The sequence below is a fragment of the Opitutus sp. GAS368 genome (genome assembly GCF_900104925.1).
In the GTDB taxonomy this organism is placed as follows: Bacteria; Verrucomicrobiota; Verrucomicrobiia; order Opitutales; family Opitutaceae; genus Lacunisphaera.
The window spans coordinates 2,409,627-2,430,251 of sequence record NZ_LT629735.1 but is presented as its reverse complement, the minus strand read 5'-3'; the positions used below and the strand labels follow the sequence as shown (position 1 = coordinate 2,430,251).

General features: G+C 63.3%; 15 protein-coding genes. All 15 read left to right on the top strand.

What is annotated here, in order from left to right; genetic code table 11:
* The first annotated feature begins 161 nt into the window (after positions 1–161).
* The 15 genes from BLU29_RS10455 to BLU29_RS10385 all read left to right on the top strand — a co-directional run bounded on the left by BLU29_RS10455 (position 162) and on the right by BLU29_RS10385 (position 20,250).
* The gene (locus tag BLU29_RS10455; RefSeq protein ID WP_157693781.1) at positions 162–2,222 is read left to right on the top strand and encodes a LamG domain-containing protein; all 2,061 of its coding nucleotides are present in this window, start codon (positions 162–164) and stop codon (positions 2,220–2,222) included.
* A 132-nt stretch (positions 2,223–2,354) separates the two neighbouring features.
* Positions 2,355–5,204 carry a TIM-barrel domain-containing protein gene (locus BLU29_RS10450; protein ID WP_091057525.1) on the top strand — a complete coding sequence of 950 codons (2,850 nt, stop codon included), beginning with the start codon at positions 2,355–2,357 and terminating at the stop codon, positions 5,202–5,204.
* A 213-nt stretch (positions 5,205–5,417) separates the two neighbouring features.
* On the top strand, positions 5,418–6,752 hold the full coding sequence (locus BLU29_RS10445; protein WP_091057524.1) for a DUF455 family protein: 1,335 nt from the start codon (positions 5,418–5,420) through the stop codon (positions 6,750–6,752).
* A 12-nt stretch (positions 6,753–6,764) separates the two neighbouring features.
* Positions 6,765–7,841 (top strand): Gfo/Idh/MocA family oxidoreductase, encoded by a 1,077-nt coding sequence (locus BLU29_RS10440; protein ID WP_091057521.1) that lies wholly within the window; start codon positions 6,765–6,767, stop codon positions 7,839–7,841.
* Positions 7,838–8,638, top strand: a complete 801-nt coding sequence (locus BLU29_RS10435; protein WP_091057519.1) for a 5-deoxy-glucuronate isomerase — start codon at positions 7,838–7,840, stop codon at positions 8,636–8,638. The genes BLU29_RS10440 and BLU29_RS10435 overlap by 4 nt, the downstream gene beginning before the upstream one ends.
* Positions 8,635–10,509: a 3D-(3,5/4)-trihydroxycyclohexane-1,2-dione acylhydrolase (decyclizing) gene (gene iolD, locus BLU29_RS10430; RefSeq protein WP_197677687.1), complete on the top strand. Its 1,875-nt coding sequence runs from the start codon at positions 8,635–8,637 to the stop codon at positions 10,507–10,509. Before BLU29_RS10435 ends, iolD begins: the two co-directional genes overlap by 4 nt.
* Positions 10,510–10,512: 3 nt before the next feature.
* Positions 10,513–11,439, top strand: coding sequence for a myo-inosose-2 dehydratase (iolE, locus tag BLU29_RS10425; protein ID WP_091057514.1), 927 nt, complete (start codon positions 10,513–10,515; stop codon positions 11,437–11,439).
* 15 nt (positions 11,440–11,454) lie between these two features.
* A complete protein-coding gene (locus BLU29_RS10420) occupies positions 11,455–12,513 on the top strand; it encodes a transaldolase family protein (protein ID WP_091057511.1) in 1,059 nt (352 codons plus the stop codon).
* Between the two features lie 133 nt (positions 12,514–12,646).
* A complete protein-coding gene (locus BLU29_RS10415) occupies positions 12,647–14,143 on the top strand; it encodes a CoA-acylating methylmalonate-semialdehyde dehydrogenase (protein WP_091057508.1) in 1,497 nt (498 codons plus the stop codon).
* 39 nt (positions 14,144–14,182) lie between these two features.
* On the top strand, positions 14,183–15,190 hold the full coding sequence (gene iolG, locus BLU29_RS10410) for an inositol 2-dehydrogenase (protein ID WP_091057507.1): 1,008 nt from the start codon (positions 14,183–14,185) through the stop codon (positions 15,188–15,190).
* 57 nt (positions 15,191–15,247) lie between these two features.
* Positions 15,248–16,000: an SDR family oxidoreductase gene (locus tag BLU29_RS10405; RefSeq protein WP_091057504.1), complete on the top strand. Its 753-nt coding sequence runs from the start codon at positions 15,248–15,250 to the stop codon at positions 15,998–16,000.
* Positions 16,001–16,134: 134 nt separating this feature from the next.
* Positions 16,135–18,399, top strand: a complete 2,265-nt coding sequence (locus BLU29_RS10400) for an FdhF/YdeP family oxidoreductase (RefSeq protein WP_197677686.1) — start codon at positions 16,135–16,137, stop codon at positions 18,397–18,399.
* Positions 18,396–19,211, top strand: coding sequence for a formate dehydrogenase accessory sulfurtransferase FdhD (fdhD, locus tag BLU29_RS10395; RefSeq protein ID WP_091057500.1), 816 nt, complete (start codon positions 18,396–18,398; stop codon positions 19,209–19,211). The genes BLU29_RS10400 and fdhD overlap by 4 nt, the downstream gene beginning before the upstream one ends.
* Positions 19,208–19,672, top strand: a complete 465-nt coding sequence (locus tag BLU29_RS10390; protein WP_091057498.1) for a molybdenum cofactor biosysynthesis protein — start codon at positions 19,208–19,210, stop codon at positions 19,670–19,672. The genes fdhD and BLU29_RS10390 overlap by 4 nt, the downstream gene beginning before the upstream one ends.
* The gene (locus BLU29_RS10385; protein WP_091057495.1) at positions 19,669–20,250 is read left to right on the top strand and encodes a molybdenum cofactor guanylyltransferase; all 582 of its coding nucleotides are present in this window, start codon (positions 19,669–19,671) and stop codon (positions 20,248–20,250) included. The genes BLU29_RS10390 and BLU29_RS10385 overlap by 4 nt, the downstream gene beginning before the upstream one ends.
* The last annotated feature ends 375 nt before the right edge of the window (positions 20,251–20,625 follow it).

The following is a 20,625-nucleotide window of genomic DNA, read 5'->3' as shown; positions in this document are numbered from 1 at the left end:
TCCCCATGGTAAACGACATACCCCTCGTTTCTTCGACGATCACCCGGTGGCTGACCGCACGAGCTCTCTCGGCGTTGGGTGGTCTCTGCCTTGCTCTGGCGGGAGCGGGGGCAATGCGGGCAGCGTCACCGAATCCGGTGGCCCGTTGGTCCTTTGAGGAGATGTCTCCCACCATCGCCAATGACACCATCAGCGGGCATGATGACGAGATTGTCGGCTTTTCCAAACGAGTGCCGGGAGCGAGCGGACAAGCACTGCGATTTGACGGTTATACGACCGGAATCAAGCGTCTGGCAGCCAATGCCCCCCGCCTCGGCGATGCCGTGACTTTCGAAAGCTGGATCGCCCTCCAAGCCTACCCATGGGCCTTGTGCGGGATTGTGAACCAGGCCGATGAGCAGGAGGTGAAAATTTCTGCCCATGAGGGTATGATTCCGGCGAAAGACGGAGATCCCGCGATGGAGCCCGATCCGCGGGCCGGCTATTTCTTTGGTATCGACGGCGACGGACGGGTGCATCTGCAGCTATCGCTCGGCGGGCATTGGGTGAAATGTCGTTCGGATGCGACGATCCCACTGATGAAATGGACGCAAATCGCGGGCACCTACGATCCGAAAGCCGGCCGGATGGCCGTCTACATAAACGGCAAGTGTGTCGGCTCGATGCCGGCGAACGGACACATTGATTTCGCGCGCGAGGTGGAACTGCTGATCGGCAGAAATCACCAGGCGAAAACTCACGAGCATCCCATCAGGCTGAGTCCGCCGGCGCTATTCGGCATCGAAGGATATCTGGACGAGGTCATTATCCTCGATGGCGCGCTCGGCGCAGACGAGATCAAGCGCGACTATGACTCGATTCAGCCGCCAAGGGACTCAGGAATGCAGTTGGCCAAGCTGCCCGACGTGGCGCCCGCACCGGCCGGTTTCGGCGCCTATTACACTCGCCTGAAATTTACGGAGACATGGGACGCATCGCGCCGCGACGGTCCGGACAGCGATGTGGTCGTCCTGTTCGATGACCGTCCTTGGAAATATATGCTCTGGCGCGGGACGAACTACATTCCCCACTGGGTCACTGAAAAAGGCATCTGGTATACCAATGAGTTCAACGAGACGTGGGGTTCCGGCGCCTTGGGCTGCGCCGAGCCAATGTCGGACAAGCAATCCCGTTATTCACGCGTCAGTATCGTCGAAAGCAGTCCCGCGCGGGTGGTAATCCACTGGCGTTATGCCTTGGCCGACACCCGCTATGTTTCGGCCCGCGTCGATCCGCTGACCGGATGGGGTGATTGGTCCGATGAATACCATATCATCTATCCGGATGGGATCGGCGTGCGGAAGATTTGCCTTTGGAGCACGCAGCCCCGGGAACCGCATGAATTTCAGGAATCGATCGTCCTCGTTCCGCCCGGCTCGCGGCCCGAAGACGTCCTCGAAACGGACGCGGTGACGATCATGAACATGCAGGGCCAGGCTCACCTGTATTCCTGGGCCGAACATGCGCCCGACAAAATCGCCCAGCCCGAGCACGCGAATATCGAGATCATCAACGTCCGTTCGATTGCGCGGCCATTCCTGATCGTATCCGACGAGCCGTTTGAGCTTTATGGCGAAAAACATGACGGACCGCTCTTCCGGCCAATGAATGTGGAAATCAACCGCGAGAACTCGATTTTCCCGTGGTGGAATCATTGGCCGGTGGCGCAGATCCCGTCGGACGGCCGGGTGGCCACACATGCGGATCGGATGGCGCATTCCTCGCTCACGACCGGACTGGAATGGAAGGACTGGGACAACTCCGTCAATTCCCGCACGCGGGTAATGCTGCACGGGTTGACGGAATTGCCGCCGGCACGTCTCGTGGGAGTTGCGCGCTCCTGGTTGCACGCCCCGGCGCTTCGGGGACTCCCGGCCGGGATCAGCAGTCGGGGTTACGATATGTCCGAACGCGCCTATCTGCTTGAGAAAGCGACCGCGGGCGACGCAGAAGTCATCGGATTCACGCTGGATGCCAGTGCCGAACACCCTCTTTATCACCCCGCCTTCATCATCAAAAACTGGGGTGATCAGCCAGCCCGCGTCAGCGTGAACGGGCGTGAGCGTCCCGTGGGGCCAGGCCTGCGAACAGGTATCCGGCGAACGATCGATGGCATCGATTTGATTGTGTGGCTTGATCTGGAGAGCACGGCGCCGGTTCAACTGGTTGTCTCACCAAGATAGGCGCCCCCCGGCTGGATCGACCGATGAATAAAGTGGTCTTAATAGATTACAGCTTGGCTCTCTACCAAGGGGAAAAGACCAAAAATGGACCGCTAGCACCCGCCCGGTGATCTGAATCGGGTTTTTTGCAGTATGCCCATTGCCCTTCGTTTGATCCGCTTGTGCCTGCTGCTCGCTTTCTCCGCTGTTTTTGCAGCGTCTGCTTTGGCCACCACGCCCGTGCCCGAGCAACTGCCTGAAGGCATCATCATCGCTTGCGGCGATTCCTTTCTGAAAATCGAAGTCTGCGCCGACGATATCATCCGGGTTGCCCATGCCAAAGACCGCGCTTTTTTCAACCGCTCCAGTCTCGTCGTGGAGAAACGCCCCGCCTCCATGCCACAATGGCATTACGCCGCCGAAGACGGATCCGTCACTGTCCGCACCGCCAGGCTCCAGGTGCGGGTCGATCTTGCGACCGGCGGCGTCTCGTTCCTCGACGCCCACGGCCGGCCGATTCTGGCGGAAGAACCCGGGACACGCCGGCTTGAGCCCGCCGAGGTGCAGGGCGAGAAAACCTGCCATGTCCGCCAAGCCTGGACATCCAACATCGGCGAAGCCCTCTACGGCCTCGGTCAGAACCAGCTCGGGTTGCTCAATCTCAAAGGTTACGACCTCGATCTCTGGCAGCACAACAGCACCACGGTCGTGCCCTTCCTGGTCTCGACCTGCGGTTACGGCCTGCTCTGGGATAACCTCTCATTCACGCGCTTCGGCGATCTGCGCGAACCCGTGCCGATCCCGGCCACGCAGCTGTTTGACGCCGACGGCCGGCCCGGCGGTCTGACCGCCTCTTATTTCAGCGACGCCAGCCTTGAAAAGAAGGTCACGCACCGCACCGAAACCCGCATTGACATCGACGTGCCGAATACCGTCGCCAAACCCAATCGCCGCGTTCACCCCGACCTGCCCGAGGAAGGCGACTGCAGCGTCCGCTGGGAGGGCTACGTGCAGCCCGCCGAAACCGGCGATCACATTTTCGAGGGTTACTCGAACGGCGACATCAAACTGTGGATCGACGGCCGGCTGGTCATGAACCACTGGCGCCAAGGCTGGTTACCCTGGCTGGACGTCGCCCGGGTGCCGCTGCAGGCCGGCCACCGTCACCAACTCAAACTCGAATGGTCCCGCGACCAGGGCATGCCCACGATGCGCCTGCGCTGGAAAACTCCGGCCGCGAGCACGGCCACGTCGCTCTGGTCGGAGGTCGGCGACGGGATTGACTACTATTTCGTTTACGGCCCGCAACTCGACCGTGTCGTGTCCGGCTACCGGCGGCTAACCGGGACGGCGCCAATGATGCCCGTCTGGTCGTTCGGTCTGTGGCAGTCGCGCCAGCGCTACGAGACGGCGCAGCAAAGCTTGGATGTGGTCACCGGGTTTCGCCGCCGCGGGATCCCCTTCGACAACATCGTGCAGGATTGGCTTTACTGGAAGGAGAAGGCGTGGGGTTCGCATCAGTTTGATCCCGCGCGCTTCCCGGACCCAGACGGCTGGATTCGCGCCATCCACGAGCAACACGCTCACCTGATGATTTCCGTCTGGGGCAAGTTTTACCCTGGCACGGAAAACTTCGCCGCCATGCACGCACACGGTTTCCTCTACGAGCGCAATCTCGACGAGAAGCTCATCGACTGGCTCGGGCATCCCTACACCTTCTACGACGCCTTCAATCCCGCCGCGCGGAAGCTTTTCTGGGCCCAGGTCGATCAAGCCCTGTTCCGTCGCGGAGTAGACGCTTGGTGGATGGACGCAACCGAGCCCGACCTCACGCCTGTGCCCACACTCGAGGGCCAGCGCTCGCACATGCATCCGACCGCGCTCGGCCCCGGGGCCCGTGTGCTCAATGCCTCGCCGCTGCTAAACAGTGCCGGCGTCTACGAGGGGCAGCGGGCCGCGGCGCCCAACCAGCGTGTTTTTACTCTGACACGCTCGGGGTTTGCCGGCCAGCAACGCTACTCTGCCGCCGTCTGGTCGGGTGATATCTCGTCCACTTGGACGGCCCTGCAAAAGCAAATTTCCGCCGGTCTGGGCTTTTCGCTTTCGGGCCTGCCCTACTGGACCATGGACATCGGCGGATTCGCGGTGCCACGGCGCTTCGCTCGCAAGGACGCGAAGCCGGAAGACGTGGAGGAATGGCGCGAATTGAACACCCGATGGTTTCAATACGGCACGTTCGTTCCACTGCTCCGCGTGCACGGGGAGTTTCCGAACCGCGAGATGTGGGAATTCGGCGGCGAGTCGCATCCCGCTTACCAAGCCCAGTTGAAATTCGACCGGCTGCGCTACCGGCTGCTGCCCTACATTTACTCGCTCGCCGGTGTGGTGACGCACGAAAACGGCACCATGATGCGCCCACTCGTCATGGATTTCACTGATGACCTGAAGGCCCGTGACATTGTCGACCAGTTCATGTTCGGACCGGCGCTATTGGTGAATCCGGTGACCGAATATCAGGCGCGCAGCCGCCGGGTCTATCTGCCCGATGCCGACGGCTGGTTCGATTTCTGGACCGGTGCCGCGCTCAAAGGCGGCCAAACCATCGAGGCACCCGCACCCTACGACTCAATTCCGCTCTACGTCCGGGCGGGCTCAATCGTTCCGTTCGGTCCCGAACTGCAATACACGCAGGAGAAACCCGCCGACCCGGTCACACTCCATGTTTATGCCGGCGCCAATGGCGAGTTCACGCTCTACGAAGACGACGGGCTCACTTACGGCTACGAACGTGGTGCCAGTGCGCGCATCCCCATTCGATGGGACGACGCCAGGCGCACCCTCACGCTTGGCGCCCGCACCGGCTCATTCCCCGGCATGCTTGCCGAGCGCACTTTCGAGATCGTGCTGGTAGCGAAAGACAAGCCCGTGGGCTTCACCTTCACGCCGCGTGCCGACCGGACCGTGCACTACCGTGGCGACATTGTTGCAGTGCAAATTCCCTGAAAGATCGGTGAGCGTCCGGCCGGACTTTCCATTACCTACAAATCCGCTGGGTTTGATCTGCGGCGCCGTGGACGAGCGGACAGTTTTCGCCCGGCTATAAGGGCCGGCAAAAAAAGATAACAAGCGGCCTCCGGATGAGAAGACGGGGCCCACGGCTGCCTGCTATGCTGCTCCAACCCCAACAGTTGTGTCCACGCCCAACCCCTTCCGTCCATGAAGACGTATGCCTCTTACCTTTCGCCCGATGAAACCAGCGACGCCCTGCGCGACTTCTTCTGGCGGGAATTCGAGCTGGCCCGCATGTGTTTCGGATGGCTGCCCGCCTTTGACACGTGGGAGCAGAAATGGTGGTCCGGCCAGATCGGTTACTGGCATTCCCGTCACATGCGGTTCCTGGAACAACGCATCCGGGAACTCCCGGGCGCCTTCCCAGATCGCAGCAGTCCGCCGGCCATTCTGCGGGATGCGTATACCCGGATTTCCCTGGCCCCCTCCGCCCGCGCCTTCTGGACCGGATACGACCTTCTGCTCCGGGAGCTCTATCGCGACTATGATGCGTTTCTCGCGGTGGCTGACCCGGTGACCAACAGCCCCACGCTCGACTGCCTCAACGTGGTCCTGGTGGAGCGCGCCCGCATTCAACACTGGCTTTCCGCAACTCCCCTGGCGCGATACCATGACCGCAGCAGCTTGGGCGGACCGGACCAGGAATGGCTCCGCTACTCCGAACAGGTGCTCGCCGGCATCGACCGCGCCATGGACGGCGACGAAAACGGCTGGCCGCCCGTTCCGGAGGCCGAACCGCTGGGACCGGTGCCGGTCGACGGCCGCAGCGATCCTTCCATGGTCGCCAGCGATTACCAGACGCGGATCCCGCAAAACGAGAAGGGAACCTACGAGTTCTACGCGGACCCGGCAAACTCCCCCATCGCCAACCACACGCGGCAGATGATCTTCATCAACTCGACCGAGATCATCGCTTCGGAGCTGGTCGCCTACATCTTCTATTCCTCCCACGAGCTTCCGTTCGAGTTCTACTACGACACGGCCCGCCATATCTGGGACGAGGTTCGCCACACCGAGATGGGCCTGCGCCGCCTGAAACAACTCGGCTTCAAGATTGAGGATTTCCGCTACTGGGGGCCGTGCCACGTCCAGAAGGACGCAACCGCGCTGGACCACTACGAATTTTATTCCGATCTCACCAACCGGGCGGAGGCCTGCTCCTTCAGCTACAAGCGCACCTGCGCCGAGGCCTTCCGGCAACACGGGGACATCGTGTCCGCCGTGCAGAGCGAATTCGATGTGGCCGACGAGCGGCTGCACACCGGCTATGGCTCCAAATGGAGTCCTGAGCTGTTCAAACTCGCCACCGGAGAGAGCATGACCTCCGCGGCCCTCGTGGAACGCTACCGCATCGCCGCGCTCAAAAAGAAGGGTTACAGTGCAGAGGAGATCGAAACCCGGAAAAAGGCACTCAACAATTTTTGCGGCGCGGCCGAGGGGCTCGGCAAACACCTCACGACCGTCGCCAAGTCGGCTTACTGAACCCTAACCCGCATGGCCTTGGGGAAAATCGATTCGGCCCGCCGTCCCGCGTTTGGCATCATCGGGACCGGGGAAATTGTCCGGATGATCCGGCCGACGCTCCTGCGCGACGACTCGCTCCGGGTGGCCGCCATCGCGGGCAGCAAGCCCGGCGCCGCGGCGCAGCTGGCCCGGGAATTCGGCGGGATCACCGCCTGTGCCGACTACCGGGAATTGCTGCAGCTTGACTTGGACGCTGTCTTCATCGCGACGCCGCCGCATATTCATTGCGAAATAATCGAGGCCGCGCTGGCCGCGGGTAAACACATCGTGTGTGAAAAGCCGCTGGTCATGAACCTCGAGGAGTTGCGCGCCGTCGAGGCTGCTCACTGCCGCCATCCCCACCTGAAGCTGGCCAGCAGCTCCAGCCGGTTTCACGCCTGCCCGCCGGTGCGCAAAGCCCGCGAACTGATCGCCCGCGGCCGACTCGGCAAGATCCTCACGGTGCGCCTGAACATCTCGAGCGAATACCCCCGGGCGGTGGCCTCGCAGCCCGCCTGGAGACGCCAGCGCGCCACCAGCGGCGGCGGCATCGCCATGGATTGGGCCGTCTACGACCTGGATTGGCTCCGGTATCTCCTAGGCGATCTCTTCGTCCCCAAGGCCGTCATGGGTTCGATCAACTTCTGGCAGGATGAAGGGACGAAATTGGAAACCAGCTATCTCGCCCATATTCTGTGTGAGCGTGGGCTGACAATTTCCCTGGAACGCCGGCCGGAACACGGACCGCAATTCCAACGCGCCGAAATCCGGGGCACCGACGGGGGACTCGATTTGCCGTTTATGCCGGGAGGCGGACCGCCCGGACTAGTTTGGTATCACCGGATCGACAATGCCACGCTGCAAGAGGAGGCGCTCGCGGAGAAAATGAACGATTGGGACAGCATTCTCGCCTACCCGGTGATCGATCTGGCACGCGCCCTCGCGGAAAACCGCGAGGTGGCCTCGCCCCTGGAGGTGCAGCCGGGGATCTACGGCGTGATTGCGGCCTTGTATCAATCGGCCCAGACGGGAGAGAGCGTTGCCGTGACTCGTAAGCCAAAAAAATGAAAACATCCAAGGCTCTCTTCTCGCCCGGAACAACCTGGTTGGTGCGCGAACGGGATTTCAACGTCCCGGCAAAGATGGATTTCGGCCTGTTGAGGCTGCTGCCCGGATCCCGGCATTGTTTTTCAGCAAAAGCCGAGGTCGTCGTGGTTCTCCTGCACGGCCGGGCGCGCGTGACGGTCGCCGGGCAATCGGTGGTGGCCACCCGCCGTTCCGTCTTTGAGCAGGGGCCGTTTACGGTCAGCCTAGGCCGGGACGAGAAAGCCGAGATCCAATCACAGACCGCTTCCGAGTGGGTGGTCATGCGCACGACCACTTCAAAGGCGCGGGGTGCACGCCTCTATCGGCCGGCGGACTGTGCGGGCGAAGACCGCGGCGCCGGACTCGCCCAAGGCGCCTGCCGTCGCTTGGTGCGAACCATCTTCGATTACACGGCCCGGCCCGACTCATCCTTTGTGGTCGGCGAAGTGATCAACCTGCCCGGCCGCTGGTCGAGCTATCCACCGCATCACCACCCGCAGCCCGAGATCTATCACTATCGCTTCACCGCCCCGCAGGGTTATGGCCATGCCGAGACTGGCGAACGGGTGCATCGCGTGATGTCAGGCGATACCACGGTGATCCCCGGCGGCTGCGATCATGCGCAGGTTTCCGCTCCCGGCTACGGAATGTATTACCTCTGGGTTGTCAGGCATCTGCCCCGCAATCCCTACCGCGGTTTTACCGTCACAAAAGCGCACCAATGGTTGCTCGACCCCCATCAGCAGGGATGGAAACCCTCCCCCCACCTTTTCGCGTGAAAACCGTCCGGATTACCACTGCCGCCGCTGTGGTGCGGTTCCTGCAGGCGCAATATGTGCGCCGTGACGGCGTTGAGCACCGGCTGATCAACGGTATTTGCGGCATCTTCGGGCATGGAAACGTGGCCGGCCTGGGCCAGGCGCTGGAGGAGCACGGCGGTAAAATGCTGCCGTATTTTCAGCCAAAAAACGAGCAGGCCATGGTTCACTCCGCCATTGCCTATGCGAAAACCAAGCGGCGGCTCGGCACGCTGGCCTGCACGACCTCCGTCGGCCCCGGTGCGACCAACATGGTCACTGGTGCGGCCACCGCCACCATCAACCGCCTGCCCGTGCTCCTGCTACCCGGCGATATTTTTGCCAACCGCCGGCCTGGGCCCGTGCTCCAGCAACTCGAATACCCCGGCTCGCAGGATGTCAGTGTCAACGACTGCTTCAAACCGGTTTCGCGCTATTGGGACCGCATCAACCGCCCCGAGCAGATCCTGACCGCGTTGCCCGAAGCCATGCGCGTGCTGGCCGACCCCGCGGAAACGGGCGCGGTCACGATTGCCCTGCCCGAGGACGTGCAATCCGAGGCGTTTGATTGCCCGGTGAATTTCTTCGCCAAGCGCGTTTACGATGTTCCGCGCGCGCTCCCGCCGATCGCCGCGCTGACGGCCGCGGCCGCTATCCTCCGCACCGCGAAACGCCCCCTGCTGGTCGCCGGTGGCGGCGTGCATTACTCGGGCGCCTGCGCCGCGTTGAATAAATTCGCCGAAATCACCGGCATCCCGGTGGCTGTGACGCAGGCCGGCAAGGGTGCGCTGCTTGAATCCCACGCCCTCGGGCTTGGTGCGATCGGCGTCACGGGCACGCTGGCCGCCAATCGCATCGCCACCATCGCGGACGTCGTGGTGGTCGTGGGCACGCGTTTGGCGGATTTTACCACGGCGTCAAAAAGCCAGTTTCAAGATCCGAAGGCCCGCTTCATCTCGATCAACGTCCATGCGGCCGACGTGGCCAAGCACGGGGCCTTCCCTCTCCTTGGCGACGCCCGCGCCACCCTGGCCGTTTTCGGCCAGGCGCTCCGTGGCTGGCGCGTGCCCGCGGCGCACTCCCGCGCGATCGCCCGCGCCCGGACCGCGTGGGAAAAGCCCTGGCGCGCGATGACGTCGCCCGGCAAGCCGAGCCCCGACAGTCGCTTGTATCAGAGCGAGGTCATCCGCGTGCTCAATGAATTCTGCGACGAAGCCAGCACGGTGGTTCACGCGGCCGGCGGCATCCCCGGCGATATCCACAAACTTTGGCGCGGCCACTCTCCGACCGACTACCACTCCGAATACGGCTACTCCTGCATGGGCTACGAGATCGCAGGCGCGTTCGGCGTCAAGCTGGCTGATCCGGAGCGGGAGGTTTATGCCTTTCTCGGCGACGGCAGTTACCTGATGCTCAACCACGAGATTGTCACGGCGGTGCAGGAAGGACTGAAGATCACCGTCGTGCTAAGCGACAACACCGCCTACGGCTGCATTCACAACCTTCAGAAAGCCTGCGGCGGCCGCAGCTTCGGCAACGAATTCCGGCACCGGTCGGGCACGAGCGGCCGCCTGGACGGTGCCCCTCTCACCGTCGACTACGCCGCCAATGCCCGCAGTCTTGGGGCAACGGTGTTTACCGCCACCGATGCGGTATCGCTCAAGCAGGCCCTCACTGCCGCCCGGGCTGAGCGCAACACCTGCCTCATCTACGTGCCGGTGACGCCGCATTCGGTCATGCAGGGCTTCTCCTGGTGGGATGTGCCCCCGGCCGCACTGTCGGGAGTCCCGTCCGTGCGCGCGGCCCGCCGCACCTACGAGAAAGCGGTGAAGAAACAACGCTTCTATTACTGATTTATGCCCTCTCTGCCGTTCACCCCGCCCCTCGTTCAGCTGCACGACTGCCTCGTCGGTGCCAACCCGATCATCTGGAGCAATGACGACTTCAACGATCTCGCGGGCGATGTGCCGCTGGACACGATTCTCCGCGAAATGCGAACCGCCGGTTTCTCTGGCAGCGAACTGGGCCATGCCTATCCGCGCACGCCGGGCCCCCTCGCCGATGCCCTCGGCCGCCATGATCTCCGGCTCGTCAGCGGCTGGCACAGCACTTATCTCGTCTCGCGGGAGCTTGCGGAAGAGGAACGCTCCTTCCGCGCCCACAGCAACCTGCTCAAGGCCCTCGGCGCCCGCGTGGTGATCGTCGCCGAATGCACTCGTTGCATTCATGGCGACCGCGACACTGCGCTCGGCTTTGGCGACAAACTTGCGCCCCGCCTTAGCGAGGCCGAATGGCCCAGGCTGCTTGCCGGCCTGAAGCACTTGGCCGCGCTCGCCGTGGCCGAGGACATGCAGGTCGTCTATCATCATCACATGGGCACGGTGATCCAGAATGAAACCGACCTGCATCGCCTTCTCGCCGGGGTGCCCGAGCTCCGGCTGCTGCTCGATGCCGGCCACCTTGCCTTCGCCGGCATCGATCCGGTTGCCGTGGCCCGGCGTTACGCCGCTCGCATCGCCCATGTGCACCTCAAGAGTGTCCGGCCCGAAGTCGCCGAGCGCGTGCGCCGCGAGGGCTGGTCGTTCTATCGGGCTGTGGTTAACGGCGTGTTCACGGTGGCCGGTGACGGCTGCGTAGATTATCCCGCGATTTTCGCACTCCTGGCCGGTGCGGACTATCGCGGTTGGCTGGTGGTCGAAGCCGAGGAGGATCCGGTCAAGGTGCCCGCCCTGCCCAAGGCCACTCGCGCCCGCGACTATGTCCGCCAGCAGACCGGAGTCTGATTGAAACCTATCATCATGAATATTTCACGCATGTCCCAGATGTCGGCCCTCGGGGCCGATTGGTGGAACGACTCAGGTGCTCCCGCTGAACTCGGCGAAGCCGTGGCGCTCGGGGCCGTGGGCGGCACGTCGAATCCCGTCATCGTTTCGCAAACCGCCAAGGCTAATCCCCAGCTCTGCCTGCCGATCCTCGAGCAGCTCATCAAGGATCATCCCCACGCCATCGAGGACGAACTCGCTTGGAAGCTCATCCACGCGCTCGGCATTCAGTCCGCGCGGCAACTCCTACCCGTCTACGAGAGGACGAAAGGCGCGAAGGGATTCCTGTCGATGCAGGTGAACCCGAAGTTTTACCCGAACAAGGACCTCATGGTCGCACAAGCCATTGAACTCACCTCACTCGCACCCAACATCGCCATCAAGGCGCCAGCCACCGACACCGGCATCGCCGCCATGGAAGAGATGACGGCGCGCGGGGTGCGCGTGAACGCCACCGTCAGCTTCACCGTGCCACAGGCCCTCGCCGTGTCCGCCGCCTTGGAGCGCGGGCTCAAACGCGCGCGCGCAGCCGGCCACGACGCCGACGCGATCCGTCCCTACATCACGCTGATGATTGGCCGCGTGGACGATCAATTGAAACGTGTCGCCGCGGCGAAGAAGATTGCCACCACGCCCGGGGTCATCGACTGGGCCGGCATCGCCGTTTTCAAGCGCGCCCATCGGCTTTTTCTGGAGAGCGGCCGGCCAGGCACACTGCTCGCCGCGGCCTATCGCCACGAAGGCCACTGGTCGCAGATCATCGGCCGCGAGGTCCTGCAGACGATACCATACACGTGGTGGACGAAGTTCAACAATGCCGCCGCGCAGCCCCGCCTGACCCTCGACCAACCGGTGGACGACGCCATCCTCGCCGAACTGCGTGCGAAGTTTCCCGACTTTATCAAGGCGCACGACGAGGACGGCATGAAACGGGCGGAGTTCGTCCGTTACGGCGCGACCGTGCATACGCTCGACCAGTTTCTCGCCGGCTACGCCGATCTTCTGGCCATCGTCCGGGCGGCCATGCTCGGCTGAGTCGTAATGAACCCCCGTTCCCAAACCTCAACTCATCAGGAGAAAACGCTTGGATCGATCATCCATCCCTGACGTTTGGTGCGGATCGACCCTTTGGCGCCTGTATCTTTCGCGTCTCGATAGCCATTTTCAAATGACCCACCCCACCTCCTTCCAACATCCTTTCTATATCGACGGCGAATGGACGACCTTTGCGGGCGCCCCGCGCTCGCCGGTGTTCAATCCCTCGCTCGGCGAAGTCCTCGGCGAGCTGCCGCTTGGCGGTGCAGCCGAGGTCGACTCCGCCGTCCGTGCGGCCCACGCCGCGTTTCCAGCGTGGGCGGACACACCCGCCGTCGAACGCGCGCGCGTGATGTTCAAATACCGCACGCTGATCGAACAACACTTCGACGAAATCGCGCGTCTCATCTGCCGCGAGCACGGCAAGACCTACGCCGAGGCGCGTGGCGATCTGTTTCGCGGCTATGAAGTCGTGGAGCTTGCCTGTGCCGCGCCGACTCTGCTCACGGGCGAACTGCTGCCGAACATCGCCCGGGGCATCGACGGCGAACTCGCCCGCCACCCGCTCGGCGTGTGCGCCGGCATCACTCCTTTCAACTTCCCGGCGATGATCCCGCTGTGGATGTTCCCGCTCGCCCTCGTGTGCGGCAACACTTTTGTCCTTAAGCCCAGTGAGCGCGTGCCGCTCACTGCCATCCGTCTCACCCAATTGCTGGCCGAGGCCGGGCTGCCGAAGGGCGTCTTCAATCTTGTCCACGGCGGTCGGGACGCGGTCGATGCGCTGCTCAAACATCCCTTGGTGAAGGCGGTTTCATTTGTTGGATCAACCCCGGTCGCGCGGCATGTCTATACGACCGGCACCGCCCACGGGAAGCGCGTGCAAGCCAATGGCGGCGCCAAAAACTACGTGGTCGTCATGCCTGATGCGGATATCGGGAAAACCGTTGAAGGCATCATGAACGCCGCGTTCGGCTGCGCCGGCGAACGCTGCATGGCCGGAGCCAGCATGCTGACGGTTGGCGACCGGGGCGGCAAGCTGCTGCCCGAACTGGTCAAAGCCGCCCAAGCGCTCACGGTCGGTCGCACCGACGTCGAGAAGCAACCCGGCATGGGGGCCGTCATCACGGCCGCCCATCGCGATCGGGTGCGCAGCCTGGTCGACGAGGGCGAACGCGCCGGAGCCAGGGTGGTCGCGGATGGACGCAGCGTAAAGGTCACGGATGCGCCCAACGGCTTCTATCTCGGTGCGACGATCGTCGAGGACGTGCGCACCGAGATGAAGCTCGCGCAGGAGGAAGTCTTCGGTCCCGTGCTCAATGTGCTTCACATGTCCGACCTGGACCAGGCCATCGCGCTGGCGAACCAATCGAGTTTCGGCAACGGCGCCGCGATCTTCACCCGCAGCGGTGCCGCCGCGCGCGAGTTCAAGCATCGCGTGTCGGCCGGCATGATCGGCATCAATGTCGGCGTGCCTGCGCCGATGTCGATGTTCCCCTTCAGTGGCTGGAACGAATCGTTCTTCGGCGATCTGCACATGCAGGGCCGCGCCGGCGTCATGTTCTATACGCAACCAAAGGTCACCACGTCCCGGTGGTTTATTGACGGCGAAGGCGACATTTGGCGCAAGTAAACCCAAGCCCTTCCTCCATCAACGCTCCACCCCTTTCCCATGCTCACTTTCGCTCAATTCGGCGCCGGACGCATCGGTGCTATCCATGCCGCCAATCTGGCGGCTTCCGCTAACGCCCGCCTTCGCTATGTCGTGGACGTCAATCCCGCCAGCGCCCAAGCCCTCGCGGGAAAATATGGAGCCCGCGTTGTCGATACCGCCACCGCCCTCGGCGACCGCGAAGTCAACGCGGTTATCATTGCCTCCTCCACCGACACTCACGCCGATCTCGTGATTGCCGCCGCCCGCGCCGGTAAGGCCATCTTCTGCGAGAAACCCATTGATCTCTCGCTAAAGCGGGTCGATGCGTGTCTTGCCGCCGTGAAAAAGGCCGGGGTTCCGATGCTGGTCGGCTTCAATCGCCGATTCGACCCGAGCTTCGCAGAGTTGCACCGCCGGCTTCGCACCGGAGAGATCGGCGCGGTCGAGCAAGTGATTATCACCAGCCGGGACCCCGCCCCTCCGCCGGTGAGCTATGTCAAAATCTCCGGCGGACAGTTCCGCGACATGACGATTCACGATTTCGACATGGCGCGGTGGCTCCTTGGCGAGGAGCCGGTCGAAGTCTTCGCCGCCGGCAGCTGCCTGATCGATCCGGACATCGCGCATGCCGGCGATACGGACTCGGTGATGGTGGTGATGAAAACCGCCTCGGGAAAGCTCGCCCACATCAATAACAGTCGTCGCGCCGCCTACGGTTACGATCAGCGCGTCGAAGTTCACGGCGCCAAAGGCCGACTGCTCGCCGGCAATCTTACCCCGACCACTGTTGAACTGGCCGACGCCCGTTCGGTAAGCGTGGACAAGCCGCTCCATTTCTTCCTTGAGCGATACGCCGTCGCCTACCGGCTCGAGTTGTCTGCCTTCGTCGAGGCGACAACCCAGCGCAAACCGCTTCCCGTAAACGGCGAAGATGGTCGCCAGGCACTGGTCCTCGCCGAAGCGGCGGCAAAGTCGCTTCGCACGGGACGAGCAATCAAGCTCCCAACCAAACATTTTCAGTCCTGAGAAAATGGCGGTGCCACCGGCTGCTGAACCCACTGAATCAAAAAATCGCGCGCTCTCATGGATCTCTTCGATTTAACAGGCCGGCGTGCGTTGATCACAGGATCTGGCCAAGGACTTGGCCTCGCCATGGCGCGAGGCCTCGCCTCCGCCGGCGCTGAGCTCATCATCAACGATATTGATCCGCTGCGCGCCGCGGCTACGGCGGCCGAATTGCGCGGCTCGGGTATCCGGGCACAACCGCTCGCCTTCGATGTAACCGATGCCGCTGCCATAAACGCCGCGTTCGCGTCCGGCTTGGAGCCGATCGACATCCTGGTCAACAACGCCGGGATCCACCGTTACGGTCCTTTGGAAACACTGGCGCTCGCCGACTGGCAATGCGTATTGGACACCAATTTGACCGGCGCCTTCCTGACCTCTCAGGCCGCCGTCGCCACCATGTTGGTCCGTGGCCGCGGAAAAATCATCAACATCTGTTCGCTGATGAGCGAAGCCGGCCGGCCCACCACGGGGAACTACATGGCGGCCAAAGGCGGCCTGAAGATGCTCACCAAGGCCATGGCGGTGGAATGGGGACGCCGCGGCATCCAAGCAAACGGCATTGGTCCGGGGTATATGTTGAGCGAGATGACCCAGCATCTCGCCGCCAGACCCGACTTCGATGCCTGGGTGAAACAGCGCACACCGGCTGGCCGATGGGGAACGCCCCAGGATCTTGTCGGAGCCGTGGTGTTTCTGGCGTCACCCGCATCTGATTTCGTCAACGGACAGATCCTATATGTGGACGGAGGGTTTTTGGCGTCGCTTTAATCTAGCTCATTTACTTGATTCCGGCTCATGCCACTGTGAATCCTCTCCCGTCTTCCCTCCCCGGTCCCCGCGCAGAGCCGCCGCCTGAGACGACGACCCCCCGGCTTAAGCCCTTGCCTCATGCCGCGGCCGGCTTGACCGCCATTGCCAAGAGTTTCGAACATGGTCTGGGCCGCGCGGGTGTCGTGCGCACCGCCAAGGCGTTTGCCAAGGTCAACCAAAAGGACGGTTTCGACTGCCAGAGCTGCGCTTGGCCCAGTCCGGATGAGAAGCGCCATGTCTTCGAGTTTTGCGAAAACGGCGCCAAGGCCATCGCCAGTGAGGCCACGACCCGGACAATCACCGCGGAATTTTTCCGCGAATACTCCATATCCGCCCTCGCGGAGCAATCCGACCACTGGCACGAACTGCAAGGCCGGCTGACCGAGCCCATGGTGCTTCGCACTGGCAGCGATCACTATGAACCCATGGCGTGGAACGAGGCCTTTACGCTCATCGGCGAACGATTACGCGCCCTACCCTCGCCAGACGCGGCCGCGTTCTACACGTCGGGTCGCGCCAGCAACGAGGCGGCCTTCCTCTACCAGCTCTTCGCCCGCGCCTACGGCACGAACAACCTGCCGGATTGCTCCAACATGTGCCATGAATCGAGCGGCTGCGCGCTCAACGCCGCCATCGGCATCGGGAAGGGCACGGTCACGCTTGAGGACCTCGAAGCCAGCGACCTGATCGTCATCGCCGGCCAGAACCCGGGCACCAATCACCCACGCATGATGACGACGCTGGAGAACGCCAAGAAGCGCGGCGCGAAGATCATCGCGATCAACCCGCTGCGCGAGGTCGGCCTGATGCGGGTGAAGAATCCGAACCCCGAGGAATACTCCAACCCGCTCAAGTTTGCCGCCATGCTGCTCGGCAAAAGCACGGCGTTGAGCGATTTGTTCCTGCCCGTGCGCCTCAATGGCGATCTGTCGCTCTTCAAGGCGCTCGCCCGCCTGATACTTGAGGCCGAACAGGCCAACCCCGGCTCGGTGCTGGACCGGGATTTCATCGCAAACCTGACCACGGGCTTCGACGAATTCGCCAAGGACATCCGCGAAGGCGACTTTGCCGAATGGGTGCGCCTGTCCGGCGTGGCTGAGTCCGACATTCGCGCCGCTGGCGCCATGATGGCCGGCTCCAAGCGCATGATCATCTGCTGGGCCATGGGCCTCACCCAGCACAAGAACGCCGTCGATACGATCCGCTACGCCGTGAACCTGCTGCTGCTGGGCGGCCACATCGGCCGGACCGGCGCCGGCGTGTGCCCGGTGCGCGGCCACAGCAACGTGCAGGGCGACCGCACCATGGGCATCTGGGAAAAACCGCCCGACACCCTGCTCGCGGCGCTGGAGAAGGAATTTCATTTCACCCCGCCGGGCCATCACGGCTACGGTGCCGTCGAGGCCATCAAGGCCATGCACGACGGTCGCGTGAAGGCCTTCGTCGCGCTCGGCGGAAATTTCCTGCAGGCCACGCCCGACACCGCGTTCACTGCCGAGGCACTGCGCCGCTGCGACCTGACCGTCCACATCGCCACAAAGCTCAACCGCTCCCACCTCATCACCGGCCGCACCGCCCTGATCCTGCCCTGCCTCGGTCGCACCGACAGCGACGAACGCGCCACGGGCGAGCAATTCGTCACCGTGGAGGATTCGATGGGCATCGTGGGTTCGTCGCGCGGTCGCTTGAAACCGGTCAGCGACACCCTGCTCAGCGAGGTGGCCATCATCGCGGGCATCGCCCGCGCCACGCTGCCCTCATCGACGATCAACTGGACCGGCATGAGCCATGACTACGCGATCATCCGCGACCACATCTCGCGGGTGATTCCCGGCTTCACCGATTTCAACGCGCGCATCAGCCAAGGCCCGTTTTACCTGCCGAACGGCGCCCGCGAACGCGTCTTCCGCACCGCCACCGGGCGCGCCAATTTCCACACGGCGGCGACCAGCTTTGTGCCGGTCGCACCCGGCCGGTTCCTGCTGCAGACGATGCGCACGCACGACCAGTTCAACACGACGATCTACGGCCTCGACGACCGCTACCGCGGCATCCATGGCGGACGCCGAGTGGTTTTCCTGCATCCCGACGACATCGCCGCCCTCGGTTTCCAGCAGGGGCTGTTCGTCGACATCACCAGCCATTACGCCGGTCAGGAACGAATCGCACACCGCTTCATGGTGGCGCCCTACGAGATTCCCTGCGGCTGTGCCGCGACGTATTTCCCCGAAGCCAACGTGCTGGTCCCGATCGATAGCATCGCGGACGAAAGCGAAACCCCGACCAGCAAATCGATCGAGGTCAGCTTCACGGCCAGCCCCGACCAGGCCGCGGCAGCCCGGGCCCACCGCGCATGAACTCGGCCCGCCTGCCCGTCACTCGCTGGCCAGCGGGCGAAACCGGCACCGCAGATTCCACGGACAACCTCGCCATCGAAGAACCGATGGAAATCCGCGTCAGCGGACGCAGCGTAGCCGTCACCATGCGGACACCCGGCCACGACCGCGAACTGGCCGCCGGATTTCTGCTGACCGAGGGGCTGATCCGGCAGGCGTCCGACGTGTTGGATATTCTGATGTGCCGCGATCTCCCGGAAGGTCAGACTGGCAACGTCGTCGACGCCCTGCTCGCGCCGGATGTGGCCGTCGACTTTGCCCGGTTGACACGGCACGTCTTCAGCTCGTCGAGCTGCGGCCTGTGCGGCAAGGCGACGATCGATGCGGTCGCCCACAATTTCCTGCCGGCAGCTTCCGGACCGCAGTTTACCCCCGCCTTCCTGGCGACGCTGCCCGGCCGGCTCCGCGCCGCTCAGCCGGGGTTTGCCGCGACGGGCGGACTTCATGCCAGCGCGCTTTTCAACTCCGCCGGTGAACTGCTTTGCCTCCGCGAGGATGTCGGCCGGCACAACGCGCTCGACAAGGTGCTCGGCTGGGCCTTGCTGGAATCCCGCCTGCCCCTGCGCGACACGGTTCTGCTGGTCAGTGGGCGCGTCTCCTTTGAACTCGTCCAGAAAACGCTCGCCGCCGGACTGCCTCTGATCGCCGGCATCGGCGCTCCCTCGACCCTCGCGGTTGAATGCGCCCGGCGCGGCAATCTCACACTGGTCGGATTTCTCCGGGCCGAAAGATTTAATGTCTATTGCGGGGCGGAACGGGTACGCGGGGCATGAACATCGAGGCTATTTTCATTTCCCCCGGGCACAATTATGTCGGCCACCATGGGCAGCCGTCTGGCACGCACGCCATCGAGTCCGTGGAATCGGTGGAATGCGTCGCCGGGCGCGGTTTGCGCGGCGATCGCTTTTTTGACCACAAGCCTGACTACCCCGGCCAGATTACGTTTTTCGCCGCAGAGGTTCACGAGCACCTGCAGCGCTCGCTGAAGCTCCCGGTCGCCCCCGCTTCCGCCTACCGGCGCAACGTGCTGACACGGGGCGTCGACCTGATGACACTCATCGGCAGGGAATTTACCGTCCAAGGCGTGCGCTTTCGCGGCATGGGTGAATGCAAGCCGTGCTACTGGATGGACCAGGCCCTCGCGCCCGGAGCCGAGCAGTGGCTGCAGGGCCGCGGCGGCCTGCGCGCGCTGATCCTCAGTGACGGCTGCTTGCGCCTGACTGCGCCATCATGAGCCACACCGCCGTCCTGTTCGCCGGAGGCTATTCCCACCGCATGGGACGCGACAAGGCCGGGCTGACATGGGGCGACCGCCGGTTGCTCGAGCATCAGGCCGACACCCTCCGCGCCACCGATCCGCAGGAACTGATTCTGAGCTGCCGTCCTGAACAACCATTCGCATTGCCCGATTTCGTGCGTGTCGATGATGGCGAGCCCGGCGCGGGCGCGCTGGTCGCGCTGGCCGGCTTATGGGTCCTGCACCCGGCGGAAGTGCTGCTCGTCCTCGCCGTGGACATGCCCCTGATCCCGGCCACATGGCTGCGCGCGCTGGCACACCTGGCAGAAAACGAAGGACGGGCCGTGGTCCCGCGCCGCGCCTCCGGCTACGAACCGCTGGCCGCTGCGTGGCATCTGTCCTGCCTGCCCGAGCTGCGGGCCGCGCAGCTTTCCGGGCAAAGATCGTTTCAAGCCCTGTGCACGCGGCTGGAAGCTGCCGGGAACCTGCGGGAAATTTCCGCAGAGAATTTTCCCCCGGAATGGCTCACAAACCTGAATACACCGGAAGATCTGCCGGCCTCCCGATACGAGTGAGCCGAAAAACCAACCTCATCATTCCGGCGGGATTTCAATACACGTCGCACTGGCAACCTAGTCAAATTGGCCGCACTAACCGATAGCAAGTGCGCTCAATGGCGCATTCCGTCATTATCTTACTAGGCCAAGATCAAAACGCGTTATCTCCTTCCCTTCCTTTGCTCCCCCCCGCCAGTGTGGTGTTTACCTTCTTTGGCCATACTTGCCGTGGCACGGTGCTTTGCACCCATGCCACGCTACGCGCCATTTGTTGCACTGCGAAACAGTCGCTCGGGGGGCCGATAGCCCCAACGTGAAGCTAATGAATCAAATCAAACCCGTGCCAAGTTGGCCTGTCGGCGGTGATTTGCTTCAAGCCCCTTGAACCGGACG